This is a genomic window from Salinimicrobium oceani, assembly GCF_012037645.1.
Map to the genome: position 1 here is coordinate 188,507 of NZ_JAAVJR010000001.1, position 12,753 is coordinate 201,259.

Annotated in this window: 9 protein-coding genes; 2 read left to right on the plus strand and 7 right to left on the minus strand. The window is 41.8% G+C overall.

Annotated elements, in window-relative coordinates; all coding sequences use genetic code 11:
- The first annotated feature begins 39 nt into the window (after positions 1-39).
- On the plus strand, positions 40-873 hold the full coding sequence (locus HC175_RS00805; protein ID WP_438865914.1) for an ion transporter: 834 nt from the start codon (positions 40-42) through the stop codon (positions 871-873).
- A complete protein-coding gene (miaA, locus tag HC175_RS00810; RefSeq protein WP_168136620.1) occupies positions 866-1,780 on the plus strand; it encodes a tRNA (adenosine(37)-N6)-dimethylallyltransferase MiaA in 915 nt (304 codons plus the stop codon). Before HC175_RS00805 ends, miaA begins: the two co-directional genes overlap by 8 nt.
- Here miaA and HC175_RS00815 read toward each other — a convergent pair.
- The 7 genes from HC175_RS00815 to HC175_RS00845 form a co-directional block, all read right to left on the minus strand.
- Positions 1,767-6,743: an HYR domain-containing protein gene (locus HC175_RS00815; protein ID WP_168136621.1), complete on the minus strand. Its 4,977-nt coding sequence runs from the start codon at positions 6,741-6,743 to the stop codon at positions 1,767-1,769. The two genes, miaA and HC175_RS00815, sit on opposite strands and share 14 nt — an antisense overlap.
- 136 nt (positions 6,744-6,879) lie before the next feature.
- Positions 6,880-7,602 (minus strand): response regulator transcription factor, encoded by a 723-nt coding sequence (locus HC175_RS00820; RefSeq protein ID WP_029037458.1) that lies wholly within the window; start codon positions 7,600-7,602, stop codon positions 6,880-6,882.
- A gap of 3 nt (positions 7,603-7,605) precedes the next feature.
- Complete coding sequence (locus HC175_RS00825) at positions 7,606-9,177, minus strand: sensor histidine kinase (protein WP_168136622.1); 1,572 nt, start codon at positions 9,175-9,177, stop codon at positions 7,606-7,608.
- Between the two features lie 73 nt (positions 9,178-9,250).
- A complete protein-coding gene (gene coaE, locus HC175_RS00830; RefSeq protein ID WP_168136623.1) occupies positions 9,251-9,835 on the minus strand; it encodes a dephospho-CoA kinase in 585 nt (194 codons plus the stop codon).
- The gene (locus tag HC175_RS00835; RefSeq protein ID WP_168136624.1) at positions 9,832-10,791 is read right to left on the minus strand and encodes a CdaR family protein; all 960 of its coding nucleotides are present in this window, start codon (positions 10,789-10,791) and stop codon (positions 9,832-9,834) included. The genes coaE and HC175_RS00835 overlap by 4 nt, the downstream gene beginning before the upstream one ends.
- Complete coding sequence (locus HC175_RS00840; protein WP_168136625.1) at positions 10,775-11,791, minus strand: glycosyltransferase family 2 protein; 1,017 nt, start codon at positions 11,789-11,791, stop codon at positions 10,775-10,777. Before HC175_RS00840 ends, HC175_RS00835 begins: the two co-directional genes overlap by 17 nt.
- A 98-nt stretch (positions 11,792-11,889) precedes the next feature.
- Entirely contained in the window at positions 11,890-12,714 is an 825-nt protein-coding gene (locus tag HC175_RS00845) for an enoyl-ACP reductase FabI (RefSeq protein ID WP_168136626.1), read from the minus strand.
- Positions 12,715-12,753: the final 39 nt, after the last annotated feature.

Consider the following 12,753-nt stretch of genomic DNA (forward strand, 5'->3'; position numbering starts at 1 on the left):
GTGTATCTGCCGAAAAATTTTATTTTTACGAGATAATCTATATCGGTGGCCGACTCAACTATACCTTCCTGGAAAAAAAAGCTTCATGAGATCATTTATGAAGCAGATACTCCTGCAGGTAAAGCTTTCGACATTGGCTTGCTGATTGTTATTGTACTGAGCATCGTTCTGGTAATGCTAGAAAGCATTCCCAGGATGAGTGAGCGCTATTACTGGGAGTTCTATACAGCAGAATGGATAATTACTGCGATCTTTACCTTAGAGTATATTTTAAGGATCGTTGTGATCAACAGGCCTTCCCGCTATATCTTTAGCTTTTACGGCATAGTAGACCTGCTTTCTACCCTTCCTACCTACCTTGCAATTCTTGGTGGTGGCCACAACCTGCTTTTTGCAGTAAGGGCGCTACGATTGCTGCGCATTTTCAGAGTCCTTAAGATCACGAGGTACATTGGAGAATCGCAACGCCTCCTGCTTGCCTTGAGGAACAGCCGGGCCAAGATCCTGGTGTTTTTGTACGCCGTGATCATTCTTTGCGTTATTATGGGAACGGTTATGTACCTGGTGGAAGGCCCCGAGAACGGCTATACCAGTATTCCCACCGGTATTTACTGGTGTATTGTTACCCTTACAACGGTAGGATTTGGCGATATCCATCCGGTGACGCCGCTGGGCCAGTTCATTGCATCGGTAATTATGATCACTGGCTACGGAATCATTGCCGTACCAACGGGAATAGTGACTTCCGAATTTTCAAAGTCATCAGCAAGACACACCCATGTAAATACGCAGGTTTGTCCTCATTGTAATGAATCCCAGCATCTCGACAAAGCGGAATATTGTCATAACTGCGGAAATCTCTTAAATGAATAAAAAATACCTGATCGCCGTTGTTGGCCCTACAGCTATTGGAAAAACTTCCCTTGCCATTGAAATTGCAAGGCATTATAATACAGAGATCATCTCTGCCGATTCCCGTCAATTTTACCAGGAAATGGAAATTGGCACTGCAGTTCCCTCTAAAAATGAACTTGCTGCTGTAAAACATCATTTCATCCAGCACATACCTGTCAAAAATGACTATTCTGTAGGAGATTTTGAACGAGATGCTATGAAGCTGCTTAAAGATCTTTTTGCTGAAAATGACGTGGTAGTTATGGTTGGAGGCAGCGGTTTGTTTGTAGATGCAGTGATCAACGGACTGGACGAATTTCCTGAAGTACCTTCATCTGAAAGGGAATTACTGAAGGAACAATGGGAAACAAATGGAATTGAATTCCTTCAGGCAGAGCTGAAGGAAAAGGATCCGGAGTATTATTCCGAAGTTGATCTGCACAATCCGCAAAGGTTAATACGAGCTCTCGAAATTTGCAGATCCACAGGTCTTCCTTATTCGAGCTTCAGAAAGAAAGGTGTCAAAAATCGCTTTTTTGAAGCCCTGTATATCGGACTATCTGCCGATAGAGAGGTCGTTTACGACAGAATAAATAAGCGGGTTGACCTAATGATGGAGCAGGGTTTATTAGCTGAAGTAAAGGCACTGGAACCACAAAAAGAGCTCAATGCACTCAACACTGTGGGATATAAAGAACTCTTCAGGTATCTGGAAGGCGACTGGAGCCTAGAAACCGCAGTTGCAGAAATAAAAAAGAATACACGGCGCTTCGCGAAAAGACAGTTCACCTGGTTCAGAAAGAATGATAAGATCAACTGGTTTGACCATTCCACTTCCGCCGGAGAGATCCTTACTTTTTTAGATAAAGAGATCAATCGTTCCTGATGATCGCTCTCTTCAAAAATTGTTTTTTATTGGTAAAGATCAGGATGGAATAGACTCCCGACTGGTATGCTCTTAGATCCAGCTTGTTGTCAAAGATCGTTTCTCCCTCGTATTGCTCTTCAAAGAGGAACCGGCCTCTCATATCGAAAACCTCAACTTTTTGAATCTCTAAGCTGGGGGAGGTTTGAAAGCGAACGAGTCCCGCACTGGGATTTGGATAAAGTATAATATAATCTCCTGCAGGCTCTGCTGGCGTTTCACAATGGTTATTTGGATCTTCAACAACTACCGTGATCTCGCAGGAACCCTCTTCATTGGGTGTAGAATAATTAAAAGTTATAACGTTTTCACCAAGCTCATTGCATGTAAAGCTGTCTTTACTAACAGTGTATTGGGCTGTTCCCGAACCACCCGAGAACAAGTCACGAGGATTAAGCACTGCTCTTCCGTTTTCACCTATTTCCAAAAGTATCCGATCCACACATTCCACCGGCTCTACCTCCTCGCTGTTAGCAATCACATTGACTTCCACCAGACAGGTGCTGCTGTTTCCTGAATTATCTGTAACAATAAACTCTACCTGTTGCAACCCCGCATCGGCTTCAGTAAAATTGTATTTACTAAGACTATAGGAGGAAATTCCGCAGTTATCTGTAGAATTGAGATCCAGTTGCTCGGCAGTGAGATTTGCTGTTCCCGAAGCATTTAGCCTTAACGTGATTTCCTGCACGCATTGAGCTACAGGTGGCAAATCATCAATAACCGTTACGTTGATGTCACAGCTACCCGTATATTCTCCCAGATAGGTCGCAGTGACCACCTGGGTTCCAATATCATCACAGGTAAAAAATTGCTTGCTTACCTCTATCTCTATATTGTCTGCTTCTCCCGAATATCTGAGGTTAAGTTCATATTCCCCATCATTACGTAGAGAAACTGTAATATCTTCGGGACAGGTCACTCCAGTTTCTTCTTCAAAAGCCACTACAGTAACCGCGGTTTCACAAGTAGCAGTATTTCCTGAACTGTCGGTTACGGTGAGAATAACTTGTTGAACTCCAATATCTTCAGTGGTAAAATCGGCTTTGCTAAGGCTCTTACTTACACTGCCACAATTATCTGCAGATCCATCATCCAGAATTTCTGCGGATAATTTTCCGAAGCCTTGTTCATTGAGATAAATTGTAAATTCTGAAACGCAGGAGATTACAGGGGCGAGATCATCCTTAACAGTCACCATAGCCGTACAAGAGGCTGTAGTTCCATTTGTATAATTGATCGTAAGATCTACTGGTACCGGAGCCGAAAGATCCTCACACGAAAAGCTATTCCTGTTGATAGATAAATTATCAATGGCAGAGTCGTTTGCATCACCGTCATAGATCTCATGAGGCTCCAGGGTCGCATTGCCACTGGCATCCAGATAGACAATTGCAGGCTTGCAAGAGGCAGGATTGGAAGCATCATCGACGACTACTATCGTTGTGGTACATTCACTAAGATTCCCTGAAGTATCTTCGGCAATAATCGTGATATTCTTTGTGCCGGTAGTTGTAAATGTATTTTGTGCAAGACGGTAATTTTTTAATCCGCAATTATCATCAATATTTTCAATCAGGTCCTCCACATCTACGCTTACAGATCCGTCTTTGAGCGTATAGGATTTCCCAGGGGGCACGCAGAAAATTTCAGGAGCAATGGCATCGCGAACAAGAATTTCTGTTTCACATTCCTCGATGCTACCATCCTTAAAGTGTACTGAAAGAGTCACCTCCTGCCGTCCCAGATCTTCACAGGTAAAGAACTGCCGATCTACAGTGAAATCTTCAATTAAAGGGTCATTTACATCCCCGTTAAAAAGCTCTTTAGGATCAAGAGTATTTTCGCCGGAAGCCTTAAGAAAAAGATCTGTTGTCTTACAGGAGATACTACTTCCTGAGGGAGTTATCACTACCGGAAAAGAACAGGATTCTGCCGTGTTTCCCGAAGCATCTACCAGCTGAAAGAACACATTGGTGCTCTGAGTAATTTCTGTACCTGCAGCGGGCACCTGCGAAATTGTTACTTCCCCGCAGTTATCTGAATATGAAACCCGATCTACATAATTGGGGAGCGAAAAACTTTCTCCCGAAGATAAACTGATATTCACCGGGCTTTCATCGCAAGAGGTAAACTGAGGTTTTGAATTATCAAGAAGCGGAATTTCAAAATTACATGTACCAATGAGATCCCCACTTTTATCAAGGCCATGATAGACCTGTATGTTTATCTTCAGGGTATTTCCAAGTCTTTCCTCACTCTGTTCTGTGTAAATTCCATTTACAAAATTCTTACGATCTATAATGAGGTAACCATAATCATTAGAGCTATAGTTGCAGTCTTCATCCAGTTGCTGGCTAATTCCATTTGCAGAGGCACATTGAAAAGAAGGTGCCTCCTCTTTTTGAAGTACCAACTGTACAGCACAGGCTTCAGAGCTGTTGCCGTATTCGTCAGATGCCGTGATAAGCACCTCTGTATCTGCGGTTATTTCTGAACCCTGGGGTAATGACTGACTATATTCAATTTCAGAACTACAATTGTCCGTGGCCTCCACCATGGGTAAGAGGTTTGGTATTCTATAAACCCCGTTTTCAGCCGAAACATATTGAACTGTGTTTGAAGGACAGGTCGTAAATACCGGCGGCTCTTCATCCTTAACCGTGATTTCAAGCGTACACGTACTTGTATTTTGAGCAGCATCTCGTGCTTCAAAGACTACATTATATACTCCCACAGTTAAAAAATCTCCCGTTTCAGGGCCACTTAGTTTTGTAATAACTGCAGTTCCACTGTTGTCGCTGGCCGATGGAAACTGATAATCTATTACAGCACCACAGGCTCCCTCTTCGGTTAAGGAAATTATAGGCTGTGGACAGGAGATGACAGGATCTTCCTCATCAACAGACTCCTCAATTGTTACTGTAAAGCTACAGGTGAATATATTATCTGCGGCATCTGTAACAACAAAGGTATTCGTGATAGTCTCCCCTACCGGAAATTCACTTCCAGATGGCAATCCCAATGTCTGCTGCATCGTTGAGCCCGGGCAGTTATCACCAAAGCTTGGCAGGGTGTAAGTCACAACCTTTGTTGTTTCTCCTATCGCTGCTGTTTCTGTAATGTTGGGCGGGCAGGTAATGGTGGGTACCTCATTGTCTGTAACAGTAATAGTGAAACTACATTCAGCAGTATTACCAGAACCGTCTGTAGCTGTATAAGTTACAGACGTAGAGCCAACAGCGAAAAATTCACCCGGTGCGGGACCAGTAGTAAGTTTGATCTCCGGAGCTACTCCTGACTCATCAGTAGCTTGAGGAATAGTATAGTTCACTAAAGCACCACAAGTGCCTGGATCATTTACCACGGTCTTACTACTTGCAGAACAATCAGAAAAAACGGGTTTTGTGGTATCTGGAGTTTCTTTTATGACTACCTGAAAAGTACATTTATCTGACTCATTTCCAGAATCATCGACTGCAAAAATTGTAATTGTAGTCGTCTCAGTTATCAAGGTGTTCGGTGGTGGATCTTGAACTATTTCAAGATCATCATCGCAGTTGTCTGTGAACTGTACAAGATCAGTGTAATTTTTCACAGAATGATTACCGTTGACTAATTCTTCCTCAGAGTCGTTAAGACAGGTAACCAGGACTGGAGCTTCAGTGTCATATCCGGCAGACCTTTCATACACTTCCAGGTCGAAGTCAAGGTCGAAATCAGGAACATTTGTACAACCGAGGAAGGGAAGACAATATCTTGACACATCACCGTCGAAGATTGCATTATTTACGAAGAGATTCCCGCAAGAAGAAATTGAAAAATCTATAGGAAAATCAATTTCAGAGGTTATTTTGGATCTAAAAGTATTATCTGGATTATAGAAATTTATATTGAAAACATTGTTCTTTATCCCATTTTTGATAATTTCAAAAACAGCATAAAATTCATTAAGATCATCAGTAGCTGCTAGCAGTCTTGGCAAGTCGATCTCATTTCCAAAGTCCGCTACCAAAATGTAATCATACTTGTCAATGATTATGCTTCCTGGAGCTCCCAAATTAGCAGAAGGCCCATTTCTTATTCCTAACGGATTAAAATTTGAATCGAAGTCAATAATTTTTACTTCTGCCTTATCATCCTGGCCTAATTCAGACATGTACAGCTCTCCAGTGCTATTTATCGCTATTCTGTAAGGGAAATTCAGAATTTCTCCATTTACATTATCAAACTCCTTTACAAGATTGTTCTTATAATTTCCTGCAGCGTCTTTTTTATAGATCTTTATTGCACTGGGCCTGGAAGGAGGAGGGTTTGCATCACCTAGATAATGATCGGCAACATAAAGGTTGTCATTGTTATCAAAAGTCAAACCCGATGGGCCTTTAAATTCATCTGGGCCAGTACCGTAGTCTCCATTTCCTAATGTCTCACCAGGAAGATATACACCCTGAGGAGAATAAACCCGGATAAATCGCCGGTTGCTTTCATTAGTTGCCACAAAGAATTTCCCTTCACTATTAATAGCGAAATCAAGGGCGTTGCTGAGCCTGTCACTTTGATTGGGAATAAAATTTATCAGTCCTCCGCTAGGCCCCACCTTTTTTATCCCACTACCAAAAGTCAGGACAAAGATTTCGCCGGAAGGAGCAACATCTACGGCAATTATTAAACGGTTGATTTTAGCCTGAGGATTCAGTGCATCTGCGACTGTAATACTAAAATCATCAAGATTCCTGGTTTGGTTAGGATCATGGGTATAATCTGGAGCTTGTCCCAGAAGTGACCATCCGCCAAGATTTGTAACAACAAGAAATAATATTGCAACACGCAATTTCTTTAAAGTGGAAATTCTCCAACCAAAAAAATGCCGCAGGAATACGGCAGTAGAATGACATTTTTGGATAGGGCGGAGTCTCCTCATTTAGTGCGGGTTACACGGCAAATATAAGTAAGTAAAACGAAGACCCCGAAAACTTATTGTTAACATACAAATACCCAACATTACCACAGGAGGTCCTGTGGTAATGTTGTGGTATTAGAAACTGAAAATCGTATGTCTAACTTTGAGCTTCCTCCTTGTTTCTAATTACAAGCCTGAAGCCTTCCCCGTGAATATTTAAAATTTCCACGTTTTCGTCCTTTTTAAGGTACTTACGCAACTTGGCAATGTAAACATCCATACTACGGGAGGTGAAATAGTTATCATCTCTCCAAATCTTCGTCAGGGCCAATTCCCTTGGCATAAGATCATTTTCATGTAAGGCGAGAAGTCGAAGTAGCTCGTTTTCCTTGGGAGATAATTTTGAAGGTTCTTCATCTCTAAAGGTCAGGAAACGAAGTTTTGAATTCAGGTGGAAATCTCCAATCTGGAATTCAAACTGCTTACTGTCGGCCACGCTGTCTGTAGCCTTGCGCTGCATGATAGCTTTGATCTTCATGAGCAGTACTTCGCTGTCAAAAGGTTTGTTAAGGTAATCGTCTGCCCCTACTTTGTATCCTTTTAGAACATCCTCTTTCATAGCCTTAGCCGTTAGAAAGATAATTGGAATTTCCTCGTTCTTCTCTCTAATTTCCTTAGCAAGAGTAAAACCATCTTTATAAGGCATCATTACATCGAGAATACAAAGATCGAAATCGTCCTTTTTGAACTTTTCAAATCCTTCCATTCCATTTTTAGCATGAGTGACCTCATAGTCATTCATAGCCAGGTAATCTTTTAATACCGTTCCGAAGTTCGGATCGTCTTCAACTAGTAAAATCTTCTTATTTTCAGTTTCCATAAATTAAGATATTAGTGGTAGTTTAATTATAAATGTACTTCCTTTTCCTTTCTCACTCTCCACGCTAATTTGTCCGTGGTGGTCATCGAGGATTCGCTTTGCGTAGGCAAGACCCAGGCCGTGGCCTTTGACGTTGTGAATATCACCTGTGTGCTCGCGATAAAATTTTTCAAATATTTTCTTCTGAACAGGTTTGCTCATTCCGCTTCCCTGGTCTCTGATTTTCATTACAATATAGTTCCTAACGTTCTCGGTATAGATATCTATCCTTGGATCCTCTGGTGAATATTTAATGGCATTGTCAAGAATATTCACTACAACGTTAGTAAAATGTGCACTGTTGGCCAGGATCGAAGATTTCAAGGCGCCAAAATGCGTCATCACATAACCCTGCCTGTCTTCTACGATCAATTCGACATGAGTAATAGCCTCTTCGATCAATTCATGAAGGTCAAGCCTCTCCTTCTTGAGATCTAATTCATTTTTCTCCAGGCGTGAAATTCTCAAGACATTCTCGACCTGAGCATGCATCCTTTTGTTCTCATCCCGAATCATTCTATGGTAATGGGCCACCTTCTCAGGATCACTGCTCACCTTCGGATTTTTGATCGCATCTAAAGCCAGATTAATGGTTGCAATAGGAGTCTTGAACTCATGCGTCATGTTGTTGATGAAATCTGTTTTGATCTCAGAGATCTGTCGTTGCCTAATAAGTTGTGAAAGCGCACTTGAATATGCGATCACAATGATAAGGGTGAAAATGATGGACAATGCGGCCATTAGCGTAATGGACGATAATACTACCTGTTTCTTTTCGGTGAAATTCACGAACAACTGATAATTGTTTGTATTGTTTCCCGCTCCAAATAGTGGCACCCTGTAAGTTGTCTTGGCATCCAACTCAAAATTTTCTGACCGCACTTTTGTGGCCAGGCCATTCCCATAGATCCCATACTCAAAAGAGGTATTCATCCCTCTGTTTTGTAGCTCATTCTGGATCAATTCCTCCAGGTATGTATTAGAAACTCGTTCATGTATGGGTTTCTTACTTGTATATTCATTCACAGTAGAACGGATAAATTCCTTCTCCACATCCTTCATCCGGAAAATGCGGTTGATCCTGCTTGAGGTGGCCAGCGCATCTTTGTTAAGGCTATCATTCTTCACCAGCGTGGACACTTTATCATTTATGAGCTTTTCAAACTGTATCGTGTCTAACGAAGCATCCAGAAAAGCAGCCGATAATTTATAATCCTCCTCCAGCACTCCCTGCGAATAGACATAAACGTCTTCAGAAAATTCATCCCGCTGTACCTGGAAAATTTCGCTCATCATAGCACTGTTTGGCTCTACGCCTAAACTGTCCACTAAATCCTGCATTGCGAAATAATAATTCTCCAGCTCATTATTTTCTATTTCCCTGGCAACCCTTCGCAGTATCTGTTTTGCATTGAAAGAAAATTGCTCTTCCTTGCTCTCAACCGTGTTCTTTATCCAAAATCCCTGAACGAATATTATTCCTATTAAAGAGAGGCTCATGAGAACCACCAAAAGAAAAAATATCTTTTTGTTCATATTTTCAAAAGTATGATTTTAACATTTAGCCAAATAACCATTTAACCAAATGTTAACAAAAGAAACTCAGTATTTACGCGCTCTTAAGGAGGGTTTCATGTAGTTTGAGTACCGCCGCACGTGTCCTGGTGAGGTCAAGATTTTCAATCACGAAATCTGCCAATTCCGCTTTTCTTTCATCTGTCCATTGATGATTCATTCTCGCTTCGATTTCTTCGGGTGAAGACCGATCTCTCATCTGGACTCTTTTTATTTTTTCTGAAAGTGGTGCGGTGATGAGAAGATTGAAATCACATTTTTTGTAGCCTCCTTTTTCGAATAATATAGCTGCTTCATAAACGACATATTCTGCATCCTGCTCATGTTTCCAGCGCTCAAAATATTGCGCCACTGCCGGATGGATGATGTCATTTAACCGCTCCAGTTTATTCTTGTCTGGAAAAACCTGGGAGGCAATAAATTTACGATTGGGATGTCCATTGGAATAGGCCTCATCGCCCAGTAGTCTTTTTATTTTCTCCTGCACCTCTACATCCTCTTCCATGATCTTTCTGGCTTCAAGATCTGCTATGAAAACTGGCACCCCCAGCTCTTTGAAGAAATTCGCTACTGTAGTTTTTCCACTACCAATGCCCCCGGTCAACCCCAGTGTTTTCATTTCTTGATAATAAACTGGATCCTTTTTTCATTCAGCCGAATATTGGAAGTGAATTCTGGCTTCTGAACCACCTCGGGAATGATGAAATCCTGGTTCTCCTTTACGCTCTTGAAGTTTGCCACCACCCGAAAATCTGAAGCAGTCACTTTACTGAAGTCCTTTAGATTCACCTGAAAAAACAAAACTGTCTCTTTTGGAAAGATCACCACATTAAGTCCTGCTGGTACATTGGTGAGCTCAATGGGCACCTGCACCTTGCCTTCTGTGAATTTTTCCACATCCAGGCTATACTTGATCTTGTTCTGGTAAAAACTAACATTTGGCAGCTGCGAAGTATCAAGCTGCACAGTGCCAGAAATGTCATTTTTAACCTTAGTAAGTGAAACGGCGGTGGTATAAAGTGCTGCAAGAGTGTCCAGTATATTGTCGGGACCGCTTACTCTTACAGAATCTGGGGTGAATCGTAAATCTTCTATTGCAGAATAGCCTGCGGCAAATTCAATATCGATTCGCGGAATCACCGGTAATTTCTTCTCCTGCTTTTGTTCAAAACCTATGACTACACCTTCCCTAATGAAATTGCTATCTTCAAAGTCTATATTGAGCTGATTAAGAATTTCTGCTCTGTGTTCATCAAATAGATATACCAACCGTCCATTTTCTTCATCTGCATTTGTGACATTGATCTCCAGAGTTGGCGGAAAAAGAGAGAACCAGGCAATTCTAAATCCATTTTCCTGCATGCGAAGTTCAACAGTTGTCGGGTTGTCCTCCTTCAGAAGCTTATCTGGTGGCACATTGATATAAACTACAGGAATCTGGAGGATCTCGTTATACTGCTTTGAAAATTGTACAAAGACCCATATGACTATGGCGAAAAGCAGAAAAAACAGAAAGGAATTAAAATCTGTCTTTTTAAACCTGGTTCTTGTACCTGACTTAATTCTTTTGAGCATTTTTAAAAAATAGCTCCGGAAAAATTTCTTCCGGTGGGGCGTTCAGGAACCTAAGATAGCAGGTTGACTTACAGAAACCAAACCCATACCCAAAAAACTGAAGCATCGCCGCAACCAGCGTCAAAAAAGCAATTTTCAGGCTTCCGTTAAGGTGCCAGGAATGGAAAAAGAGAAGAATCAAATAGAGTGCATAGCCTATTAATAACCAATACCACCCAAAAATGACAAAAACAACAGCTGTTATTATTCCAAAGCTAAAGAGCGTGGGAAACCAGTAGGTAATTTTGGCTGATTCCGGATGCCATTTATTAAGAATAGGCCTCACCAGGCCGAATTTCTTCACTTGTTGATAGAACTTGTTCCAGTCGATCCGGCGCTTATGAAAGACAAAAGCTTCAGGAAATAAGCGGGTCGTAAAATGCCCTTTTTGAAGCCTTAGTGCAAGATCGGGATCTTCGCCTGGGTGAATTCTTCCGAAGCCACCGCTTGCCTCAAAAGCTTCTTTTGAAAGTCCCATATTAAAACTCCTCGGCTGGAATTTCCCCAGCATTTTCTTTCCGCCTCGAATTCCGCCGGTGGTGAGGAAAGAGGTCATAGCGTAGTTGATCGCCTTTTGCAGGTCACTGAAATCTTCATGAGCAGCATCGGGACCTCCGAAGCAATGGACAAAATCCTTGTTGAGCTCCTCCTCTACTTCAGCTAAATACTGAGGCGGCAAAATAACATCTGAATCCAGGATCAAAAAGTAATTTCCGGCAGCCTTTCTCATTCCAAAGTTACGGGAATCACCGGGTCCGGAATTCAGCTTTTTAAAATAGCTGATCTTCAGGCGCTCTTCAAACTCCCTTACCACTTCTTCCGAAGAAATTGTAGAACCATCTTCCACGATCACCACCTCAAATGGCTTATCGTAATTGAGATGCAACATACTTTCAAGCAGCTCCCTTATTTCCGCCGGGCGGTTGTAAACGGGAATAATAAATGAAAAAGAGAGCTCCATAGCGCAAATGTATTAAAGAATTTGGGACAAGACCCAAAAAACAAGGGGTCTCAAAAATGGCATTTTTGAGACCCCTTACCTATAGATAATGAACTAGCTTACTCTCCTTTGCTCTTAACAAAAGCTTCCATCACCTGCTGACTCACTCCCATGTTGGAGAAGCCGCCGTCGTTGTACAGATTTTGCAGAGTTACTCTTTTCGTAAGGTCCGAGAACAGAGTGACAATGTAGTTGGCACAATCCATTCCGGTTGCATTTCCTAGTGGTGACATCTCTTCTGCATATGCAATGAAGCCGTCAAAACCTTTCACACCCGTACCTGCAGTAGTAGGCGTTGGGGACTGGGAAATGGTATTTACTCTTACCTTTTTCTCTTTTCCGAAGAAATACCCGAAACTGCGGGCAATTGATTCCAAATACGCCTTGTTATCGGCCATATCGTTATAGTCCGGGAAAACTTTTTGGGCTGCGATATAAGAAAGCGCCATAATGCTTCCCCACTCATTCATAGCGTCCTTCTTGTAAAGGCTCTGCATGGTCTTGTGAAAAGAAACCGCCGAAACGTCCCATCCTTTGGTCGTGAAATCATAATTCTGATTCGTGTAGTGATTGCCTTTTCGCACATTTACAGACATTCCGATAGAATGCAGCACGAAATCTAGTTTTCCACCAAGGATCTCCATGGCTTTTTCTACCAGGTTGTCAAGGTCTTCAACGCTGGTCGCATCTGCAGGAATGATCTCTGCATTTGTTTTTTCAGCAAGCTCCTTGATACTCCCCATTCTCATGGCGATTGGTGCGTTGGTAAGAACGAATTGCCCTCCCTCTTCATGCACTCTCAAAGCTGTTTTCCAGGCAATAGAATTCTCATCAAGGGCTCCAAAAATGATCCCTTTTTTTCCTTTTAGTAGATTATATGACATGGTTTGGTTTTATAGTGTTGTTAAGCGGGTAAATATAAG